This window comes from Alteromonas sp. NFXS44 (genome assembly GCF_040148705.1).
In the GTDB taxonomy this organism is placed as follows: Bacteria; Pseudomonadota; Gammaproteobacteria; order Enterobacterales; family Alteromonadaceae; genus Alteromonas.
The window spans coordinates 616,971-638,538 of sequence record NZ_JAGDEA010000005.1; the positions used below are offsets into that span (position 1 = coordinate 616,971).

At 48.9% G+C, this 21,568-nt stretch carries 21 protein-coding genes and 1 pseudogene; 12 read left to right on the forward strand and 10 right to left on the reverse strand.

Annotation, left to right across the window (positions count from 1 at the left end):
- Positions 1 to 10: 10 nt before the first annotated feature.
- The 4 genes and pseudogenes from dkgB (at position 11) to J3369_RS08050 (ending at position 4,594) form a co-directional block, all read left to right on the forward strand.
- Entirely contained in the window at positions 11 to 814 is an 804-nt protein-coding gene (gene dkgB / locus J3369_RS08035; RefSeq protein WP_119500904.1) for a 2,5-didehydrogluconate reductase DkgB, read from the forward strand.
- Between the two features lie 138 nt (positions 815 to 952).
- Positions 953 to 2,248 carry a DUF445 domain-containing protein gene (locus J3369_RS08040; RefSeq protein ID WP_349585619.1) on the forward strand — a complete coding sequence of 432 codons (1,296 nt, stop codon included), beginning with the start codon at positions 953 to 955 and terminating at the stop codon, positions 2,246 to 2,248.
- A 135-nt stretch (positions 2,249 to 2,383) separates the two neighbouring features.
- Positions 2,384 to 3,400, forward strand: a pseudogene (locus J3369_RS08045) (P1 family peptidase); the annotation flags it as partial.
- Positions 3,401 to 3,445: 45 nt separating this feature from the next.
- Positions 3,446 to 4,594: an endonuclease/exonuclease/phosphatase family protein gene (locus J3369_RS08050; protein WP_349586215.1), complete on the forward strand. Its 1,149-nt coding sequence runs from the start codon at positions 3,446 to 3,448 to the stop codon at positions 4,592 to 4,594.
- Between the two features lie 43 nt (positions 4,595 to 4,637).
- Here J3369_RS08050 and J3369_RS08055 read toward each other — a convergent pair whose 3' ends face one another.
- The 3 genes from J3369_RS08055 to recN all read right to left on the reverse strand — a co-directional run bounded on the left by J3369_RS08055 (position 4,638) and on the right by recN (position 7,755).
- Positions 4,638 to 5,318 carry a DUF4097 family beta strand repeat-containing protein gene (locus tag J3369_RS08055; protein ID WP_349585621.1) on the reverse strand — a complete coding sequence of 227 codons (681 nt, stop codon included), beginning with the start codon at positions 5,316 to 5,318 and terminating at the stop codon, positions 4,638 to 4,640.
- 260 nt (positions 5,319 to 5,578) lie between these two features.
- Positions 5,579 to 5,935, reverse strand: a complete 357-nt coding sequence (locus tag J3369_RS08060) for an outer membrane protein assembly factor BamE (RefSeq protein WP_119500908.1) — start codon at positions 5,933 to 5,935, stop codon at positions 5,579 to 5,581.
- 137 nt (positions 5,936 to 6,072) lie between these two features.
- Positions 6,073 to 7,755: a DNA repair protein RecN gene (gene recN / locus J3369_RS08065; protein ID WP_349585623.1), complete on the reverse strand. Its 1,683-nt coding sequence runs from the start codon at positions 7,753 to 7,755 to the stop codon at positions 6,073 to 6,075.
- Between the two features lie 584 nt (positions 7,756 to 8,339).
- On the opposite strand from recN, the gene J3369_RS08070 reads away from it, so the two are divergent.
- From J3369_RS08070 to J3369_RS08090, 5 genes are all read left to right on the forward strand, one after another.
- On the forward strand, positions 8,340 to 9,299 hold the full coding sequence (locus tag J3369_RS08070; protein ID WP_349585625.1) for a LysR family transcriptional regulator: 960 nt from the start codon (positions 8,340 to 8,342) through the stop codon (positions 9,297 to 9,299).
- Between the two features lie 197 nt (positions 9,300 to 9,496).
- Complete coding sequence (locus tag J3369_RS08075) at positions 9,497 to 9,844, forward strand: RidA family protein (protein WP_349585627.1); 348 nt, start codon at positions 9,497 to 9,499, stop codon at positions 9,842 to 9,844.
- A 36-nt stretch (positions 9,845 to 9,880) separates the two neighbouring features.
- Complete coding sequence (locus tag J3369_RS08080) at positions 9,881 to 10,711, forward strand: PhzF family phenazine biosynthesis protein (protein ID WP_349585629.1); 831 nt, start codon at positions 9,881 to 9,883, stop codon at positions 10,709 to 10,711.
- A 22-nt stretch (positions 10,712 to 10,733) separates the two neighbouring features.
- Positions 10,734 to 11,012 (forward strand): RidA family protein, encoded by a 279-nt coding sequence (locus tag J3369_RS08085; RefSeq protein WP_349585631.1) that lies wholly within the window; start codon positions 10,734 to 10,736, stop codon positions 11,010 to 11,012.
- A gap of 245 nt (positions 11,013 to 11,257) precedes the next feature.
- Positions 11,258 to 11,758 (forward strand): nucleoside recognition domain-containing protein, encoded by a 501-nt coding sequence (locus tag J3369_RS08090; RefSeq protein WP_349585633.1) that lies wholly within the window; start codon positions 11,258 to 11,260, stop codon positions 11,756 to 11,758.
- Positions 11,759 to 12,513: 755 nt separating this feature from the next.
- Here the strand turns inward: J3369_RS08090 and J3369_RS08095 are convergent.
- The 3 genes from J3369_RS08095 to J3369_RS08105 form a co-directional block, all read right to left on the reverse strand.
- Complete coding sequence (locus J3369_RS08095; RefSeq protein ID WP_349585635.1) at positions 12,514 to 12,852, reverse strand: AzlD domain-containing protein; 339 nt, start codon at positions 12,850 to 12,852, stop codon at positions 12,514 to 12,516.
- Positions 12,849 to 13,574, reverse strand: a complete 726-nt coding sequence (locus tag J3369_RS08100; RefSeq protein WP_349585637.1) for an AzlC family ABC transporter permease — start codon at positions 13,572 to 13,574, stop codon at positions 12,849 to 12,851. Before J3369_RS08100 ends, J3369_RS08095 begins: the two co-directional genes overlap by 4 nt.
- 77 nt (positions 13,575 to 13,651) lie before the next feature.
- On the reverse strand, positions 13,652 to 14,758 hold the full coding sequence (locus J3369_RS08105) for an ROK family transcriptional regulator (RefSeq protein WP_349585639.1): 1,107 nt from the start codon (positions 14,756 to 14,758) through the stop codon (positions 13,652 to 13,654).
- Positions 14,759 to 14,914: 156 nt separating this feature from the next.
- On the opposite strand from J3369_RS08105, the gene J3369_RS08110 reads away from it, so the two are divergent.
- Positions 14,915 to 16,171: a YbiU family protein gene (locus J3369_RS08110; RefSeq protein WP_349585641.1), complete on the forward strand. Its 1,257-nt coding sequence runs from the start codon at positions 14,915 to 14,917 to the stop codon at positions 16,169 to 16,171.
- Between the two features lie 16 nt (positions 16,172 to 16,187).
- Here the strand turns inward: J3369_RS08110 and J3369_RS08115 are convergent, their stop codons facing one another.
- From J3369_RS08115 to J3369_RS08130, 4 genes are all read right to left on the reverse strand, one after another.
- Positions 16,188 to 16,889, reverse strand: coding sequence for an SOS response-associated peptidase family protein (locus J3369_RS08115; RefSeq protein ID WP_349585643.1), 702 nt, complete (start codon positions 16,887 to 16,889; stop codon positions 16,188 to 16,190).
- A 60-nt stretch (positions 16,890 to 16,949) separates the two neighbouring features.
- Complete coding sequence (locus tag J3369_RS08120; protein ID WP_349585645.1) at positions 16,950 to 17,858, reverse strand: hypothetical protein; 909 nt, start codon at positions 17,856 to 17,858, stop codon at positions 16,950 to 16,952.
- 5 nt (positions 17,859 to 17,863) lie between these two features.
- On the reverse strand, positions 17,864 to 19,192 hold the full coding sequence (locus J3369_RS08125; RefSeq protein WP_349585647.1) for a sialidase family protein: 1,329 nt from the start codon (positions 19,190 to 19,192) through the stop codon (positions 17,864 to 17,866).
- Positions 19,193 to 19,336: 144 nt separating this feature from the next.
- Positions 19,337 to 19,783 (reverse strand): DUF3859 domain-containing protein, encoded by a 447-nt coding sequence (locus J3369_RS08130; RefSeq protein ID WP_349585649.1) that lies wholly within the window; start codon positions 19,781 to 19,783, stop codon positions 19,337 to 19,339.
- A 146-nt stretch (positions 19,784 to 19,929) separates the two neighbouring features.
- Here J3369_RS08130 and J3369_RS08135 point away from each other — a divergent pair, with 146 nt between their 5' ends.
- Positions 19,930 to 20,787 (forward strand): alpha/beta fold hydrolase, encoded by an 858-nt coding sequence (locus tag J3369_RS08135; protein ID WP_349585651.1) that lies wholly within the window; start codon positions 19,930 to 19,932, stop codon positions 20,785 to 20,787.
- Between the two features lie 112 nt (positions 20,788 to 20,899).
- Positions 20,900 to 21,550, forward strand: a complete 651-nt coding sequence (locus J3369_RS08140) for a sulfotransferase family 2 domain-containing protein (protein ID WP_349585653.1) — start codon at positions 20,900 to 20,902, stop codon at positions 21,548 to 21,550.
- The last annotated feature ends 18 nt before the right edge of the window (positions 21,551 to 21,568 follow it).

Here is a 21,568-nt window from a genome sequence, read left to right on the forward strand (position 1 = left end):
GGAGAAGATAATGCAATCGATGCCTCAATTAGGTGTAGGTACGTTTCGTTTAGAAGGAGAGGTAGCAAGAAAAACAGTTTCAGATGCGCTTTCCACCGGCTTCCGCCATATCGATACCGCCCAGTTTTATGGCAACGAAGAAGAAATCGGCAATGCAATTCAAACTGCCGGTCTTCCCCGTGAAGAACTGTTCGTGACCACCAAGGTATGGCACGACCATCTTGATAAGGGTCACTTCATTCCGTCTGTGCATGAAAGTCTGAACAAACTGAAAATGGCCTATGTTGACTTGCTGCTCATCCACTGGCCGTCACCCAATGATCATATTCCCATGGAGTCATATTTAGCCTCACTGAAGCAGGCTAAAGAAGAAGGTTTAACGCGCCATATCGGTGTGTCGAATTTCACTATGGCACAAATCGACAAAGCGGTTGAGATTCTGGGAGAGGGCGAGATACTCACTAATCAGATAGAGCTTCACCCGTTTATGCAAAACCGTCAGGTGGTTGAACATTGTAAGCAGGCTGGTATTTCTACTACCGCCTATATGCCCTTTGCGGTGGGCGAAGTCATGAAAAATGATGAACTCAAAGCCATTGCTGACGCGCACGGAGCCAATCCTGCCCAGGTTGTACTGGCGTGGATGGAAGTAAAAGGTATCCATGCCATCCCTTCATCAACGAATAAGGACCATTTGCAGGCGAACTTCGATTATACCGCTGTCACGCTGTCAGAAGATGATGTGGCGCGCATTGATGAGCTGGATAACGGCGAACGTATCGTGGATCCGGATTTCGCGCCGCAGTGGGATTAATATCCTTTTACATTTAACCACCCGTAATTGTCATAAAGGGTTTGCCGGCTGCACTTTCATCACCATATAGTGGATAGGATGTATACGCCTGATGACGTGCAGTCAGGTAAGTAAGGCAATATTAATACAAGGACAAACGTGCTACCGGATAATAAACAGCAGCAGCTCCGGCGTGCAAAACGCATCGCGCATTTCTGGCTGGTGGGGGCTGCGTTTGTCTTTATTCTTGCGACGCTGGCCGAGTACCGGCAGTGGATAACGCCATGGCCCGCCTGGGCCGGACTCATTAAGATGGCATCAGAAGCTGCGCTGGTTGGCGGGCTGGCTGACTGGTTTGCCGTCAGCGCATTGTTCAGGCCCATTCCGGCCAGATTTCCAATCCCTCACACGAATATCGTAGCGAATAACAAAGCGGCGGTTGCCGGTAATTTGTCCCGCTTTGTGAAGGAGAAATTCTTCAATGAAGTCGCTATCGAAAAACTGGTAAATGATGCCCGTCCTGCTCAGGGAATGGCAAGGTGGTTGCGCGAGCCTCAAAACGCAGATCGTCTGAGTCGCTTCGGTGCGCGCTCGCTGGTGGGGATCATTAACACGCTGGATGATAAACCCGTTCAGGACATGATGGTAAGCGGAGTGAAGCGGGCTCTGCTGAAAATGGATCTTTCACCTCTCGCGGCCGGCACGTTACGGGTTTTGACCCGTGATAAGCGACATCAGGAGGTGCTGGACCAGTTGCTTTATAAAATCGCAGAGCTTGCTCACCGGCCTGACAGTCAGATGTTTATTGCTGAAAAGCTACATAGCTGGCTGAAAGCAGAGTACCGGCGACTGGAGAAAATATTGCCGACCACCTGGTTGAGCGAGCAGGGCGCTGACATCGCTTCCAAAGCCATTGTGAGCATTCTGGCGGATATTGCCAATGACAGCGAACACCCGGTACGCAAGAGTTTCGACCGCCAGCTGGAGGACTTCACCGCGAGGATGGAAACCGACCCTGCTATGACAGAGAAGCTGGAAAATATCCGTAACCAGTTGCTGAACAACGATACCCTTCAGCAGTACTTGTTTCAGGTGTGGGGCGACGTGAAACGCTGGTTAATCGATGATGTTGCAGCCACAGACGGCAAGTTCACAGGCCGTTTATCCCATGCACTGCAGGAAGCTGGTAAATCGGTGGCAAACGATGAGCAACTGGCAAACGCTATTGATGCACACATTGCAGAAGCAGCCAGAGCGATGGCGCCGGAGCTCGCAGATTTTCTTACTGATCATATCCGTAAAACCATTCTGGCATGGGATGACAACCAGATGGCGGAACAAATTGAACTGAACATCGGTAAAGATCTGCAAAAAGTGCGTATTAACGGTACGTTGGTGGGCGGGCTGATTGGTGCCTGTCTGTTTTTAATTGAACATGCCATCAGTCTTTTATAACCGGTACGTAGCCGTCTTCCTTTTGAGTTTTTTGCACTATCGTGTGACACTTTTCCTTCCCCATTTCTATTTATAAAAAACGAAAACAACATGAGAAAACGAATTCTTCCGGCGTTACTGCTGGTGTTGCCGCTTATGCATATCAGCGCAGACGCAGAGCAGGTCAGAGCCCGTGAAATTGGCATAGCGCCGGGTGTACTTGCGACCGGAAAACTGAACAGTATTACTGATGTCGCAGGCGTACGGGTGGGGCAGGTAACCCTTCATAACGGAAAAGACGTTCACACCGGCGTGACAGCCATTATTCCGGCAGAGGGCAATTTACGGCAGCGTAAGGTACCGGCTGCGGTATACGTGGGCAATGGATACGGCAAAATGGCCGGGATCAGTCAAATCCGTGAGCTGGGAGAAATTGAAACACCCGTTGTGCTTACTAATACACTGAATGTGGCTGAAGGTATTGCCGGTGTGGTGGAATGGACGCTGGCACAACCTGGGAATGAAGACGTGGCATCGGTGAACGCTGTCGTAGGTGAAACCAACGACGGATTTCTTAACGACATCCGCCGCAGAACTGTAACGAAAGCTGATGTGATTCAGGCTATCAATACTGCGCAAAGTGGCCCGGTTGCAGAGGGAAATAATGGTGCCGGCAGCGGTACCCGCGCCTTCGGATGGAAAGGCGGAATTGGTACAAGCAGCCGTTTGTTGCCTGCATCACTGGGCGGATACACAGTCGGTGTGCTGGTACAAAGTAACTTTGGCGGCATCCTGAATATTGACGGCCTGAAAGCCGGGGAAGCGCTCAATCAGCACTACCTGTATAACGAACTGAATAACGATACCGCTGCTGACGGCTCCATCATGATCGTGGTTGCAACAGACGCACCGCTGGACGACCGCAATCTGGAAAGGCTGGCAAAGCGGGCCATGGCCGGTGTTGCGCGAACCGGTGCCAGCCTGACAAACGGCTCAGGTGATTATGTTATAGCCTTTTCTAACGCAGATGCATTACGTCGTGACGAGCAGTCGCCGGCGCATTCATCCACTGTCATGGCGAACAGTCAGGTCTCACCTTTATTCGAGGCGGTGATTGAAGCAACGCAGGAAGCCATTTATAACAGTCTGCTGATGGCTGAGGACGTGGAAGGTTTTCACGGGAGTGTAAAAGCTCTGCCGGTAGACAAAATCCGCTCTATGTTCCCGGCCGAACACGGGAGAACAGAGTCATCTGATACATTAAGAGTGGCTACTTTTAACGTAAGTATGGAGTCGACGAATTACCCTTCTTCAGGGCTTCCGCCCGGTGATGACGTGCTTAAAAAGGTGCTGTCAGATGGCAATAATCCGCAGGTCAAAAATATAGCTGAGATCATTCAGCGCACCGCGCCGGATATTATTTTGCTTAATGAGTTTGATTACATTAAATCGCAGAGCGATGGTGTACGGGCTTTTATTCAAAATTATCTGAATGTCAGCCAGCACGGGCAACCTGCTATCGATTACCCGTACGTTTATCTCGCGCCGGTGAACACCGGTGAGCCGTCTCCTTTCGATCTGGATAACGATGGTAAAGCGACCGGAACAGGCGGTGATGCGTGGGGATTTGGCTTGTATCCCGGCCAGTATGGCATGGTTGTATTGTCGAAATATCCCGTCGTGCATGATCAGGTGCACAGCTTGCAGACATTTAAGTGGAAAGATATGCCCGGTGCTCAGAAGCCCGTTGACCCAACCACAGATACTCCCTGGTATAACGAAGAGGAATGGGCCGAGTTCCGGTTAAGCTCCAAGTCTCACTGGGATATACCCGTTAACGTTAATGGCCGCATTGTGCATGTACTTGCTATGCATCCCACACCGCCTAATTTCGATGGTGATGAAGACCGAAACGGAAAGCGGAACCATGATGAAATCAGGCTGATGGCTGACTATCTGTCTCCGGATAAAGGCGAATATATTACTGATGATGAGGGCAAACAATCCGGCCTGCCGGAAAACACCCGTTTCGTACTGGCGGGCGATTTCAACGCTGCCGATGCGGGTGATAAACACCGGCCCGGCGTCATAGAACAGCTTATTGATAACCGTTATGTGAACGGCAACGTTATCCCGGAAAGTGAAGGTGGCCGTGAACATTCAACAGAGCCATACAGCCGCAGGTTCACTGCACACTGGGGGGCAAGGGCAGATTACGTTTTACCGTCAAGATATGGCTTTGAAGTGACCGGTAGCGGTGTTTTCTGGCCCGAAAAAGCCAGCCCGTTGTACCGTCTGGTGAAAGATCGTGAAGCGAGTTCTGATCACCGCCTGGTCTGGCTGGACGTCATGTTGACCGGTAAATGACCAAAAAGGCCGGACAGATGTATTTCTGTCCGGCCTGCAAGGATTAGCTGCGGTTACTGTTGTTGCGTCTTATTACTTTGCTTTCCAGCGCAGGGTTAGCAAGCTCAAGTACAACGGCGCGCTCTAAAATGATGTTGCCGTTAACAACCACATCTTCCGTGATTGAAAGCACCGGTTGTTCGGATTTTTTCTTCATCCAGCCATTTTCAGTTTCTTCAAATACGATGTCGCCGTAGATCCGGGTATTGCCTGACAAGCTGACATCACCGTTTTGTGTTGAGACTGAGCCTTTTATCTCGCCATCCGGCACCGTAATGTCGCCATTCACTGTTTCCAAATCGCCTTCCACCAGACTATTCACAGAAAGCCCGATATTGCCATTTACCGTAGACATATCACCAAACACATTCAGGTTTTTACCGGCATTGATATCGCCGTTAACCGTACTCGCATCATTGATTGCAGCGTTATCTGCAATACTGATATTGCCATTCACCGTACTGACATCTTCAGCAACAGTAAATGTTTGCAAAGTCACGTCTCCGTTGACGGAAGACACATCACCAGCATGGCGGCCTTCATAGATGGTTACCGATCCCAGCACACTGCTTACATCGCCGCCATCGTGATAATCACCGTTACCCCCGACATTGATTACACAGCCTGATAGCGTGGCAGCACATAAAAGTGATAAAGCAATAATTGAGCGATTCCTGTTTAGCATTCTATTTTCCGTTTTGTAGTGATGTGTGTCCGGTATGGCGTTAATAGTCCCGATTTTGCCGGGAAGGATTCACTTAATAATGAGCAATAACCGCACACGAATGAGTGTAAAAAGTATGACAAGTTCAGCAATTGCTGAGCCAAAAGTGATTATGTATTTAAAATCAGGAGGTTATGGATTTTTGGCGTGCAGGGGGAAGGGGAGAGCGTATCCGGGAGTAGTACGGAACACCACATTTTGGTGTTCCGGACCAAAAATGCTTACTGATCGAGCGGGGTATTAAAATCTTCTGACAATTCGAAGTCACCTTCTACGGTGGTCAGCACATTACCGTCGAAATTAAGTACCAGTTGCTTCTGGAAATCTTCACCGCGTTTGGACATACCGCGCTTCATATCGTACACGTAATACCATGTGCTCTTATCAAAAGAGTCTTCAACAACAGGGTGGCCCAGAACATAAACAACCTGCTCTTTGGTCATGCCAACACGCAGCTTTTTAACGTCACGTTCGTCCAGAAAGTTGCCCTGTGGTACATCAATCCGGTAGATCCAGTTGTTACAGGCAGTGGTGAAAAATACAGCGGTTAACAAAATAGCGATTTGATACAACTTCATGCGTGAGCTTGTCCAGTTATGCTTTGATTATAGTGACAGGCATTACCTTTGCCGGCAAACCAGTGTCAGAATGCGGCTGTCGCAAAATAATGCGCGACAGCATGCTACCCAATCACCTATGACCAATCAACCGCTTATTAGTTCGATTCTGCACTTTCTAACAGTTCTCTGGCATTTGCCAGAGCTGATTCGGTTACCTTGTCACCGGCAAGCAACCGGGCCAGTTCGTCTATCCGGTCCTGCTTCGTTAATGGCAACATCTGAGTTTCTGTTGTACTACCATCACTGAACTTGGTCACAAACAACTGGTTATGGGCCTGTGCAGCAACCTGAGGTAAGTGCGTAACACACATGACCTGACTCACTTTACCCAGCCGGCGTAACAAACCACCCACGATGGCGGCGGTAGGGCCGCTGATCCCTGTATCGACCTCATCGAAAATCATGGTCGGTGTTGCGTGTTTGTCGCTGGTCAGTACCTGAATGGCAAGCCCGATACGCGACAGTTCACCGCCCGATACCACTTTTTCCAGCTTGTCTGCCGGCTGACCAGGGTTAGTGGATACCAGGAAAGTCACATCATCCAGACCGGACGCCACAGGCGTTTTGTCTTCCTGATAATCGACAGCAATATCGATTACCGCATGAGGCATATTCATCTGACGTATTTGCCCCTGAATCGCTTCTGCCAGCTTAACCGAAGCAACCTGCCTTGAAGCTGAAAGTGCCTCACAGGCCTGACGGTAAGTATCTTTTGCTTCAACGACCTCATGCTGTAAATCTTCAAGACGATTCTCATCCTGCTCCAGACCGGCAAATTCTGCCGCCAGTGCCTGATGATGCCCGAACAGTTCTTCAGGCATCACAGTATGCTTACGTGCCAGTTCCATGGCTTTGCTGTAACGGGATTCCACCTGTTGCAGCCGCAGAGGATCTATTTCAAGATCATCGCAATAGCTGCGTAATTCTCTGGCCGCTTCTTCTACCTGAATTGAGGCCTCGTTCAGCAAGGCAATAATCGGCGTCAGGGCGCTGTCGTGTTCTTCCAGCTCAGACAGACGGTCAAGACCATTTTGGATAATGGATAACGCATTACCCTCGTCATTCTCATACAGGTTATAAAAACTTGTTTGCGCCTGTTCCAGCAATGTCTGGCCGTTACTCAACCTGCGGTGCTCAATTTCCAGTTCAGTAAATTCGCCGTCTTCAATGGCAAACTCATCCAGCTCCTGTACCTGGTAGGCCAGCAACTGCTGGCGGTCAGCACGCTGTTGTGCCTGTGTTTCCAGGTTTTTCAGTTCCGACTGTTTTTGCTTCCACAAGCGGTAGTTATCTGACACGGCGCTCAGCAACGCAGGATGCGCGGCATACTGATCCACCAATTTTCGCTGGTAGTCATCTTTCAAAAGCTGAAGGTGAGTGTTCTGGCCATGGATAGCAATGAGGTACTGGCCGAACTGTTTCAGCTGTTGCAGCGATACCGGCGTGCCGTTAATAAACGCTTTCGATCTGCCTTCGCGGGAAATGACACGGCGCACAAAACAGCTGTCGTCATCTTCATCCAGTAATTCCTGCTCATCCAGCCAGGCCAACGCAGCTTTGTGGCCTTTCAGATTAAAATGGGCAACGATTTCAGCTTTAGGCGCGTCTTTACGCACCGCGCCGGCATCGGCCCGCTCACCGAGACAAAGGCTGAGTGCATCGATGGCAATAGACTTACCCGCACCGGTTTCACCGGTGATGGCCGTCATACCCGACTCAAGATTGACAGATAATTGCTTAACAACAGCGAAATTTTTGATCGACAGATTAACCAGCATGTGTTCACCGCAGTATGTTTATACAGTACGTGTAAATATATACAGTATTTTGGCTGTGTAAAGTGAAGTTTTTAAGGCGGGATGAAAATGTTTGCATCTATGGGTGTTTATGAGGAGGCTTAGCAGGTAGTTTGATATGGAGAGGGTTTTTGAGTGATACCGTTTACAGAAATATGCGAGTTTTTCGATGTCTGCTTGGAGCGAATAGCGGAAATCGTTACTAGGCCTTTGATAGACAGCTTAAGACAAGAAACGGACCTTCAAAAGATTAATACCAGACGTCCTATTTTTTCCAACAGCAAACGGTGGATACGGTATAACGTAGCTTCGATTTTAATTCGAAGCAGACGCTCAAACTAGATCTTCGTATAGCAAATAGGACGCCCGACATCATTGGTGAAAAAGCAAGTTTGATACTGTTGAATAGAACGGTATTGACATCAGCAATATGTCTTTTTGAGGTAGCTAATAAAAATTTTCAACAAAGAGGTTCGAATAAACCTATCATTGAGTATCCCTTTCTCAGAAGCTGTAACGACATAAGCCCGCAAAAAATGGCTTAAAAGAAGTATCTATATTCAGATATGATAAGTATTAGTATTCATGTTAAATCTGAATTTATTATGACACCAATTGACGGCCAACATTTTGATGAGCTAGCGGCATTGATTGCTGTGTCATCTAATGGCTCATTCGTAGCTGCGGGGAAAAGTCTTGGCAGACATTCAACAATAATCTCCAAGCGGATCGCTGCATTGGAGCAGCGCTTAGGTGTGCGTTTGGTTGAGCGCTCAACACGTCAAGTCCAACTGACTGACGCTGCTAAACTCCTTGCTGAAAAGTATAAAGTCGCAACTGACCTTATAGTTGAGGCTCAGGATGAGGTAGTAAAAGAGGCCGCAGAACTTGGCGGAAGAATAAAACTCGCATTTCCGGCCACGATGGGGCGTTTATGGTTAGCGCACCAAACACCCAGTTTTATGGCTATGTATCCAAAGTTGGAGTTGGATATAAACTACAGTGATAATTATGTCGATCTTATTGAAGGTGGGTTTGACGCAGCCATAAGAATTGGCCATTTATCGGATAGTCGGCTTCTGGCGCGAAAGCTAACGAGGCATAAGCGAATTCTAGCCGCCTCTCCCAGTTACCTTAAACAATTCGGCCAGCCGCTTACACCAACAGACTTGCTCGCACATAATTGTATAGGCAACCCTAGCTTACACTCCTACCCAATTTGGCGTTTATCCGACGGAAATAATACAGAGGCAATCAGAACCAACGGAACGCTACTCACAAATGATAGTATTGCCATGCTAGAGGCTGCAAGGGCTGGTATAGGTATATTGGGCGCGGGAGAATGGCTTGTTGCCCAAGATATTGAACAGGGGAAGCTATTAAGAATTCTTCCTGAATGGACATTTGATGGTGATGGGGGTGTTTACCTAGTGCGCCCATCACGCCACTATGTATCAGCACGCACTGAAGTATTTGTTAATTGGATATCGTCGCTTTTCCAACCTTCACCTTGGTCAAACTCATAAAAGCTAATTGCTGCATAATTTGCAGTTTTAAAATGCAATATGAGCGTATTGCGTATTATTTTGCAGCCTGACAAACTACTTCCTACTTTGAAGCATTTGCTTCATCAAACCTTATATTGCTCTTAGATTGCGTATGAAGGGTGATCTCCTTCGTGTCAAATTAATCAACTGGCAAGTTATCACATGGGAGATTTCGAGTGGCGCATTTGTCTACATCTATAAAAACAGGCTCACTATTGTTTTTGTCTGGTCAACTCGCGTTTGATACTGACGGCAATATTTCTGGAGGTATCGAGCAACAAACGGCGTTTATTCTTGCTAAGCACTTTAAGGAGTTAGCTAAACATAATCTGCGCCCAGAAAATGTCGTCAAAGCTGGAGTTTGGCTGACTGAAAGAAATAACTTTCAGTCGTTTGATTCAGCCTATGCTCTGGCATTTGGTGACCATCGTCCTGCTCGGTCTACAGTAATTTCACAACTTGCGGTTCAAGGAGCTTTGGTTGAAATCGATCTAGTTGCCTCCTTTGACTCAATTGTTTGGTAATCATTCTTCAAACACCCAGTATAGAAGGAAAGTAAAATGAATATTGAGCGCATATCGGCATTTTCAAACGGTTCATCGGGTGGAAATCCAGCCGGAGTTGTATTGTGCGAGACAATGCCAAATCCAGACGTTATGCAGAACCTCGCCGCTCAGATTGGCTATTCAGAAACCGCATTTGCTACGCCATCAAATAAAGGGTGGAGAGTACGTTACTTTTCGCCGGAAGTAGAAGTGGACTTCTGCGGACACGCCACGATAGCTCTTGGTGCTGTCCTTGCAAAAAACATTGGAGCCGGAGAGTTTAGCCTTACACTTAATCACGCAGAAATCTGCGTAGAAGGATACTTTTCAGATGACGGTTGGGGAGCATCTTTTGTATCCCCTCCCACCTACAGTCAATCATTAGAGCCAAATCTATTACAGGAAACCCTGACTTTATTTGGGCTTAATAAAGAAGATTTGGATACGCGGCTCCCGCCAGCAATAGCCTTTGCAGGAGGAACGCATCTCATCCTTATTCTTAACGATAGAAACAAATTAAAACTGATGAATTACGACCAGAAGCAAGGCGCAGATTTGTCAAAACGCGCTGGTTTAGTGACTTTTAGCCTGATTTATCCAGAGAGTCACACGGTATTTCATTCGCGGAATCCATTTCCTACCGGGGGCGTTTTTGAAGATCCTGCGACGGGTGCCGCTGCCGCTGCGCTGGGTGGATATCTTAGAGATATCAACTGGCCACACGGCGGATCAATAACAGTTCACCAAGGCGATGACATGGGTATGCCCTCTCGGTTAAATGCGGAAATTTACTCTGATAAAGGTTCCGGCATAAGAGTATCAGGCGCTACAAGGAAAATTTACTAAACGCATTTACGAGGATTTATTTATGGAATCTCCAGAACAAAGGCTCAAGTCGTTGAATATTACTTTACCACCTGCACCAAAGCTCGCTGGACTCTACCGCCCAGCGACTCAAGTTGGAAACATGCTGTATCTATCAGGGCAAGGCCCAAGAGATAGCAAGGGGCATTTTCTCACCGGCAAATTAGGAGATGGGCTGGAAACAAATGACGGTTACCGTGCAGCAAGTAATACTGCATTACAACTTCTTGCTGTTCTGTTGTTAAAGAAGTTATGGGTGACTTATCGTGCATTGATTCAGTAGTGACGATCGTGGGTATGGTGCATGCTACAGAAGACTTTAAAGACCATGCCTCAGTTCTTAATGGGTGTTCTGAATTACTTGTCGATGTCTTGGATGAAAGAGGTTATCACTCGCGCTCAGTGATGGGGGTAAGTTCACTTACTTTCGGCATGATCCTTCAGATTGATGCCGTTTTTGCTCTAAAACCAAGTGCCTAATAAATTCCCCAAACTTTCACAGTACCGGTTAGCTAACAGGACTTTAAGATGTCCCTTATCGAGATTGTCATTGCCTCTGGTAAATCGTCAGTAGATATAGCGCTGTATACACTTTTGCCTGTAATGGTGGTTATGCTTTGCCTGATGAAAGTGCTGGAGGCAATAGGCGTAATGGCTGTTCTTGTAAAGATGCTGGCGCCTATTTTAAAACCATTCGGGTTAACCGGCATGAGCACCTTAGCGCTGGTTCAGATGAATTTTATTAGCTTTGCAGCGCCGCTTGCAACGCTCGCGATCATGCTCAGCAGAGGTGTTTCAGATCGGCACTTGGCAGCCACATTAGCTATGCTTCTCGCCATGGGGCAGGGTAATATTCTCTACCCCATGATACCGCTAGGGCTGAACTGGCCAGTTGCTATCGCGTTTTCCATAGCCGGAGGGCTGAGTGCAGCATCATTTACATGGTATTTTTCTGCAAAAAAACTGTCTTCCATCACATGTGGCGAAATTCAAGGCGAGCCAACGTCTTCTGAGTCGAAAAAGGAATAATTAACATTATTAATGGTGCAGGTGCTGAGGCGATTCGTCTATCGGTTAACGCCATTCCAATGTTGACTTTATCAATCACAATCGTGGGTATATTGACACAGCTAGGAGCGGTATCAGGATTTGAGCGTCTGGTTTCCCCGATACTTCATATGCTAAATATATCTCAGATCTTCGTTGTGCCAGCTATAGCCAAATATCTGGGCGGGGGGACCGCTTATTTGGTTGTAGCAAGTGATCTGGTGCAAAATAGCAACATTACTACTGGAGAAATCAATAAGTCTGTTGGCTTTCTCATCCATACTTTTGATTTACCCGGCATCGGCATTTTTCTAGGTCTCTGTACTCGCATCATAGTAATATTCAAGTATGCCTTACCCGGCATACTTGTCGGCATATTAATGCGAACAATACTGCATTGGATCTACTTTTAGGGACGGGCTATGCTGTGAAGAAAAGACCCCATAACGACAGGAGTCCACCGGGTTAACCATCCGCTATCACGTCAATTACAGCGATTCGAATATAAGTTATTCACTGACGGCAACTAGTTCGTTCCTGCTATTAAATCTTGAGTATGCTGAGGGGCCGGTATACGTACAATCCTGTTTTTGAAAGAACTGCCAGTACGTCCGCTTCTGACCATTCCCTGCCATGTAAAAGGCTCATTCACCTCCAGTCAATTCCGCCAGACAAAAAAACTAAAAGATTTTCTTAAGACTCCGGTAAAGTTAATCATCCCCGATGAGTCAGATGACTCACCCCAAAACCACCTTCACGGCCCCGAAAACCACCACACCGGTGAGTGTGGGTAATCCCATCGAGCGGGTTCTCGACCACACAAGCAATGTTGCCAGCAGGCCTGCTATTGTCGCTGTCCAGGATGGGATGGTGAGGTGTACGGGTACCAGCGAGCTGCCGAGCATGGCGGCTATCATTGCCGGGCCGGATACGGTGAGCCAGTCTGGCATATCGGGTGTTGTTTCATCGTTCTCATGTTTAGCGAGTTTTTTGCGCATCCACAAATAAGGCAGCAGTCTGATTAAATACGTGCCAACAGCAATACTGACGAGGGTCAGCCACATTTCCTGACTCATTTCGGGTTGTCTCCGGGTTGAATTGCTTTTATGGCATAAAACACAATGGCGCCGGCTAGGGCGGCAAGGGGAATGGCTGCATTCGGGTAACCGGCTATTTTGCACAGCATAGAAAGCGCCGCAGCAGTGACCAGAGTGGTGGTCCATAAAATGCTGTTACAGCGCGGGGCAACTAATACCGCAAACAAGGCGGGCAGGGCAAACGGCAGGGCCTCATTAACGAGTGGCCAGCGTTGGGTAAGTGTATCACCGGCTACTGCGCCAAGCGCTGTACCGCCAATCCAGCTGAACCATGCCAGTAATCCTAAGCTCGTATACCAGGCCATCCGGTGTGCTCTGGGCAGTTGTGGCAAGCGCACCAGGGCCAGTGCAAATACCTGGTCGGTAAGGCCGTGCATCAAAGGTAGCCAGCGTTTATCTGAATCCATGTACCTGGCAATGTTCGGTGCATAAACCATATGGCGGGCGTTAATCAGCAGTGTCATCAGCACAACAAGTGGCAGGGGAGCACCGGATGCCACCATGGCAACAAATAAAAATTGAGAAGCACCGGCATAGATAAACGTTGAGATCAGAATGGTTTCTAATACGCTGAAACCGGTCTGTATTGAAATTAAGCCGAAGGAGATGGCCACCGGAATATAACCCCCGAACAAGGGGAGGGCATCCTTCAGTCCCTGACGCCATGGCGAAAAGTCCGGCGTTACTGTAAGCGTATTCATTCCGCAGGTTCCTGTATGCATGTGCCGGTCACCCGGTCATGGTGAAAATAGTGTGTCATGTGCAAGGTGAGATGAAATTAAACGTTCCGGCTGTAACCGCGCAGTACAGGGGCGGTGGGATCCCGTAAAGTCAGTTTCTCCAGTGCAAGTTCCCTGGCACCGGCAGATGCGCCGTATAACGGTGCTTTTTCCGGCTCTGCGGTAACAGAAATAGCTGTACCGGCAATATTACTGGCCAGTGCATCTTCAATACAGGCTTGCAGTGCCGGATGGTGACAAAGCTGACCGCCGAGTACCACCTTTTCCGGGTTGGTCAGTACGCAGGTAGCGGCCACTACCTTACCGGTGGCATTCAGCACGTCAGCGGGCAGTGCGTTGCCGGGTGTCAGCGCCATTTCATAAAAGTGCTCGGTATACAGAGATTCAAGCAACGGTGGCGCAGTGCCCAGCCTGACATAACCAATTTCACCGGCCATACCGTCAGCACCACGCACAATATTACCGTTGAGCATGAGGCCGCAGCCTATGCCTCTGCCAAGATGGATATAAGCAAAATTCTCACATCCGGAATTCACATATTCGATGAGTGTGGCCCAGTTTACATCGTTATCGACGGTCACGGGGCACTGGTACCGATCGCCAAGCAGCTGTGCAAACTGAAGGCCGTGCGCCAGCGGAAAAGGAGAGTGAGGCAAGGCCAGCACATTACCGTTAACCGGACTGACAGGATCGGCCACAGACACGCCGGTAGCGAGAAGCGGCGTATTTGTTGCCGCCAGGGTTTTGTCTGTGAGAGTGAACATATCCTGCAGGAAATCTGCCTGCAAACGCCCTTTGGGATAAGTCACATACTCTTCAGAAAGTGTATCTCCGGTAAAATCCGTGATGCGTATCCAGGTAGCATTTTCTTCCAGTGCGAGGGAGAGCAGGGCCCCGAAATCCGGGTTTATTTCATAAATGACCGACGGACGCTTTGAAGACACGTTATCCATTTCAGATGCGGTTTTAATCATGCCTTTTTCAGTCAGCCTTTGTGCAGATTCTGACACCGTAGGTTTGGAGATCCCGGTCATTTTGGCTATGGCTGCACGGGATAAACGCTGCGATACCTCCAGACACTGAAAGAACTGCTGGTCTGTGCGCATGGCCAGGCTGCCGGGCCGGTGATCAGGCTTGGCTGACATCGTGTGCTGCTTCCTTTCTCTTAAATCTGCTTTGTTAACAAAATGAAAAAATGTCTTTACTCAATGCGGTGCCCAGACTAGTATAATTTAACAAGTTAGGAAACCTTACTTATTTAATTGTGAGGTTAATAATCCATAAAATGCGAGGGAAGTACTGTGAGCAAACCGACGTCTAAATCGTATCTGCCCGACGATATTGAAAAAGCCATTAAAGACACTAAACAACTATGGCGGGCGCGCATTGGCGATGTGCCTGCTTTGCTGGAAAATATTGTCGCGGGTCTGGAAAGCGACATTCAGGCTATTGAACAGGATATGCAAAACGGCAACACAGGCTGGCCTGAAGCAAACTATGAAGATATTGCCGCCGGTACGATCTCTGCGGATGTGATGGCACGGGTAAAACAACGGGGATGTCTGGTGGTTCGGAGGCACTTTCACCGTGAACAGGCCGTTAAGTGGGACAAAGAGCTGGTGGATTATGTGGAATCCAACGATTTTGATAATCAGTATCGGGGGCCGGGAGATGACTTTTTCGGGACCTTGTCGGCGTCCCGTCCTGAAATATTTCCTATCTACTGGTCTAAACCTCAGATAGAAGCGCGCCTCAGCAGTCGCATGCAGGATGTACAGGTATTCTTAAATTCATTCTGGAAAACGGAATCGGAAGGCAGGAAATGGTTTGATCCTGCATGTAATTATATTTACCCCGATCGTGTGAGACGCCGCCCGCCCGGCGTGACATCCGGCGGTCTCGGGCCACACACTGATTCCGGTGCGCTGGAAAGGTGGTTATTACCGGCATATCAGAAAGTGTTCCGTCATATTCTGGACGGCAACTTTGATAAGTACGACCCCTGGGATGCTGCCTGGCGACCGCTTGTGAATGAATACGAAGGCGGAACAACGAAATGTTCGGCGTTCAGAACCTTTCAGGGCTGGACGGCATTAAGTGACATTAAACGGGACCAGGGCGTGTTGTTTACCATTCCCGTGCCGGCGGCGATGGCGTATTTGCTTATACGGCCGTTGCTGGATGATGTGCCGGAAGACAGTTTATGTGGTGTGTCGCCCCGTAAAGTGTTGCCGGTGGATGAGAAATGGCACAGCTTGCTGTTGCGGGCGAAGGCAACCATCCCCGATATGTCGCCGGGTGATTCGGTGTGGTGGCATTGCGATGTGATCCATGGCGTAGAACCGGTTGAAAACCAGCAGGGGTGGGGGAACGTAATGTATATTCCTGCTGCGCCGGGTTGTGAGAAAAACCGTTTATATGCACAGCGTTGCGCCGGAGATTTTAAAGCAGGCAGATCGCCGGATGATTTTCCGGAAGAGCATTACGAAGAAAGCTGGGACAACAGAGTGAAATGGTCAGACTTATCTGACACAGACAAAAAAGCATTTGCTGAATAAGCCGGACAGTGCCGGTTCATACGTTATCCTCACCGGACGGTGCCAGAAAGCAGGAGTCACCGGTTTTCTCTCCGCCTTTAAAGGTTTTCACCTCACTGACGGTGAGGCCGGTGTATAGTTTGGGTTCGTCCAGAATGGCACTGACTACGGGATCGTCCGGTCCGCCATTTAACCAGGCGTTCACAGCGTTGCGGTTGTGGGGCAAAAAGCACGGAATAGATTTTTCGTGAAACCGGCTGAAACGGCGATGGGGTGGTCTGGTGATCACCGCACAGGCAGCCGTGCCGTTGTCGAACTGCCTGTACACTGCACCGATTAACATGGCGCCCCGCGCTTCCATCAGGTAATGCACTTTCCCTTTTCCCCGAGGATTAGATTCGCCAACTGCGGTGGCAACAACTATACCTCTTTGATAGCGCACCGCCTGTTTCCAGAAAGGACTGTCGAGGTTGCGCGCATTGAAAGTAGTACGGTCACCAATAACCAGCCCGTCGCCCTCTGGTCTGGCATCAAACCACCAGGTCGCATCAATGACGTTGTCAGGCGCTGTTATCAGATTGGTGATTTTACGGGCCGGATTTTTGCCAAAGGCGGGATAGAAATTCAGTACCCCGCCGCTTTCTTCCTTAAACAAGGGCAGTGTGGTGGTTAAGCCAACGTCTTCAAGCAAGTCAATGACGGCGGGGCAATCTGTCACCCGCTGAATGAATCCGCACATAGGAATGCCTTTCTGAGAATAATCAATACACAGTACAGGACATTCGTATCGATAACACAGTTATTTCCCGTCTGTGACATCCGGCAACACGAAAGACACTTTATTCGGGTGCAGGCGGAACCATAAACCGGGGTTCTCATTAAGCTGGGCCTGTGCGGTGGTTTCGTCTTCGCTGATGGAGGTGTTCAGCACCTTTGCGTAGGTTACCTTTTTGGCCGGTGCGGTGCTGGCATCCACCACTGACTGAACCAGTTTTTTCGCGCCCAGAATAGCGGCCGGCCCCAGGGTTAAAATCATCCCTGCTGCGCGGCACTCTGCTTCGTCCTGCTGACTGATTGCGCTGCCACCGGCTTTAAATTTGCTGATGTGGTGTTCAAGAATACTGGCAGAAATGGGAATGAGGCCTGCCATGTGTGAGGCTTTTGCGCCGGAGAAAGGTTTGATATAAGCCAAATGAGACGCCGCATTGTCTTCCGGACCGTGACCGATAAAGAAAATGTCCAGACCACCAAGGCGTTCAAGCTTTTGTAAGTAATCTTCCAGGCCTGCCTGTACATCTTCAAGATCCGTTTGCATGGGGGTGAAGCTTTTGATTTTGGCAAAGAATGCATCGCCAAGTATACGCTCGAAATCCCGCACAAAACTCAGGCTGTTTTGCATGCTCATGGGGGCCAGTGCATCCTGCGTGAATACGTTCAGCCGTGCAAGTACATCATCCAGTTCGCCGTTTTTTGCTTTTTCTCCCAGCAAACGGTGAAATGCCTGAGCGCCACGCCCGCCAAGCAGGGCAATGTTAATATCGCCGTCTTTGCCTTCTGCAGTTTTCAGTAATTCTTCCAGCATGGCTTCGCCCACTTCCGCTTCTGATGGCAGAACAACGGGGGAAACACCATAGTCTTTGTAGTTGCTGACGGTCGCTTCGTGCTGACTTAACCAGACGTTAGTTTGTTTATTTGCTTGCTGAGTCACTCATTTCACCTGTTAAAACGATTCGGTTCTGTACTTGCTGTATCGGTACACATAAAATTGCCACCGGTAGCATAGCATTGATCAGGGTTTGTTTCGAGGCTATCCTGAACGCGCAAACTACTCACCGGTATTCTGGTGACGGCTATATCTTCTTTGTTGACGGCATAGCTGATCCAGAGTGCATCACGCCAGACAATACTCTTCGGATAGCTGTAACCGGTGCGTTTATATTCTCCGGCGAATTTCATCGGCGGCAACGTAGATTCATCTCTGGCGAGCAGGGCATGATTAAAGTGTTTGCCGTCACGGCTGAGCGTGACAACCAGCGGCAGCCGGTCTTTTGTGCCGGAGGGATTATTAACCAGATAGGCGGTGCCATCGGGTAAATTACCGGCGCTCTGTTTTGCCCGTGAGTCAGGCATACCGGTAACCGCAGGCAAAGACCAGGTGTCACCGTTATCTTTACTCACCGATGCCAGCACCCGAAAGCTGCCGGCCTGATCGCGAAACGTCATAACAATGTTGTTGTCTGCATCAACAAAAGATGACGGTTCGAGCTCCCGGCTGATGGTGTCTTTGTGGGATAAATTAGTGAAATTGCCCGCTGTCCATCCTGACGTGGCTGAGGGGTCTTCAGTGTAATAAGGTGTCGCATGCAAACCCGGTTGCATGTGAAAAGCCGTAAGAATGCGGCCTGACGGCAAGGCTTTCAAATCCTGCTCAATAATACCTTGTACCGGGCGTCCGCCGGCACCGGTAACCGGTTTAAATGCACTCCAGTTCATGCCATCTGAACTTGTGGCATATTCAGTATGCCCCTGCTTTTGTGGTGTATCGTCAGGCCATACATTAATAAACGCAATTAAAGTATCACCCTGCGTCCACCAACCGCCGCTGGTAACAATGGCGTGCTTTCGGGCCGGTGCTAATACGCGGACCTTAGTCCAGTGTTCTCCGTCCTCACTGAAACTGTAAATGACATGGGTACCGGGTCCGTCTTCATCTTTTCCCGACGTTTGCCACTGGCAGAAAATTTGTCCTTTAAAGCCGGCGAGCACAGCGCCGTGGTTGTAGCCCGCCTGAGTTTGAACACCTTCAAATACGGTAAAGTGCTGTACGTTATCCGGCGATTTAAGAGCAGGGAAAGTGTTGCCGTGCTTCGTAAATAGAGTCGTATTGACGGTAAACGGCGCAGAGGGCTTAGCGGGTTCTTCTGAAAATGCACTGAACGGATAAGTGAGGACAAGTAACGCAAACAGAATACGTAGATCTACATAACGAAAAGCCGTCTGGCGGAATGCAAAGAGGGAAGCTGAGAATGGGGATTGAAACATGGCAGAAACTCATTAAAACATAACAATATACTTGCCGGAGTGTACCAATATGCCCTGCCTGCGTTTTTATTTCTGCCCGGGATGTTCAAATATCAACATTCTCGGGTATGTTCAGACCGGCTGTTGCAGATATCAACGGGCCGGTTACCAGCGCTTCAGTTTAGGTTTGCGGCGTTGCCAGAATTGAGCGCCTTCGTATGGGAGTTCATGTTCTACAGTGAAGGTTTTATCGGCAATAATGCTGCCGTTTAATTCCAGTGTCATGCGCCAGTCACCGGCTTTATCGTCAAGGGGCTCCCAGAGCGTATCCCCTAAATAAAAGTCCCAGTCGTTTGAGCGTACATATTCCTCACCGTCGAAGGGTGCCATGGGCTCTCCGTCTTTACCCGGTATGTCGGGGTGATAAATACAATACCGGACCTTCTGATTTTTCGCCCGCTTAATATTCACAATGAAGCCGAATTCAATATCCAGTTCAAGGGGGATATCAAGGGTAAACGTCTTTATCTTAGGCAACGCTTTGTCTTCAGCATCCCATTTTGAATGGATACCAAAAGTCAGCATTTCTACAACGGGTTCAGGTCTGGCCATGGTCTTATCCGGCTGGGGTAAAATCGCGGGAATGGTATCAAATCCCGTGCCGGTCTCACAGTCTGTTTGAACCCTGTAGAATGCTGGTGGCGATCAACTATACTGTGATAAATGTAGTAAACAGAGTCTGACAGGTGGTTAGCAGTATGAAAATGACAGGCATTGTGGCGGTGTGTGTTTTATTACTGACAGGGTGTGGTGGTTCGGGAGACAGCACCAGCCGCTCTGCGCCGGTTGTCAGTGAACCTGTCATAACAGTGACAGAAAATGTCAGTTACCGTCAGGTCCTGGCTCTGAATGCCACATCTCCTGATGCAAACATGGCTTATGGTCAAGAGCCATTGCAAACAGGCTATTTGTGGATGCCCGCAGACGTGGTATCACCGCCGCTGGTGGTTGTGATCCACGGCGGCTGCTGGTCAAATCAGTACGGACCGGAACAACTCTATCCTCTTGCCTCGGCGCTTCAGGAAGACGGTTTTGCTGTGTGGGTGCCGGGTTTTCGTCGCAGCGGGGATGAGGGCGGCGGCTGGCCGGGTACGCTGGAAGATGTCGTGCAAAGCATCAACTATATTTATCAGCAGAACAAGTTCCGGTTTGACGAAACCAGCGTTACGCTGGCCGGACACTCTTCAGGCGGTCACCTTGCATTGCTGGCCAGTCAGCAAATCACATTACCTGTGGCGCGTATCACAGGGCTTGCGCCCATTACAGACATCGTGGCTTACTCACAGGGCGCAAACAGTTGTCAGCAAGCTGTTAATTCATTCATGGGAAGCCGCCGGGAGGACGCTCCGCAGGCCTGGGCTGTGGCAAATCCTGTCAGTTACAGTTACGGTACACCGCTTTGGATCCTTGCCGGTGAGCAGGATATTACGGTGACCATTGAACAGAATCCCTTACCTGAGGCCACTTTTGTTGTAGTGGAACGCGCCGGACATTTCGACTGGTTACATCCTGACACGCCTGCTTTTCAGGTGTTTACCTCTTTGCTGGCCCGTTAGCCCCTATTACAATTTTCGTGTAATTTGCAGTGAATATGCATAAAGTGGCTTTTTTCTGTCATCTGACAACCGTATTCTGAGCCGTAATAAGAAAAAGAGTAAGGACGCTGTTTTGTTGTTATCCCATAAGCATCAGTTTTTGTTTGTTCATATCGCCAAAACCGGCGGTACCAGTGTAAGAAAAGCCTTATCCTCTCACCGTTGGGATGTTAAATACGGTCTGCCCCAGTTTGTAGTGAACAAGCTGAGTCAGTTCACCGGGCATAAACTGGGATGCCGTTTTCCCCGCCACAGCCGCATTGTGGCAGCCAGTGAAATGTTGCCGGCGGATTATTTTAGTAATCTGTATAAATTTGCTTTTGTGCGCAATCCCTGGGATTTGCAGGTCAGCTCCTTTTATCACATCAAGCGGGAACGCCCTCAGGTTCTGGAAGGGCATGACAACTTTAAAGATTTCATGCGTTTCAAGTTTGATCCGGCGCGGCCTTATCAGTATCACATCGATACTTCGCTGCAATTACAGTCTGACTATCTGGTGGATTTGCACGGCAATGTGCTGGTGAATAAAGTCGGCAAGTACGAAAACCTGCAAGGGGATTTCGATAACATCTGTGAGCATATTGGCCTGAAAAAAATCACGCTGCCCCACAAGCGTAAAGCGGATGACAGAAAACGCTACCGCGCTTATTACGATGATGACCTGGCGGAAAAGGTGGCTAAACATTTCGCCCGGGATATCCAAATGCTGGGGTATGAGTTTTAACCGGGCATAATGCCCGGG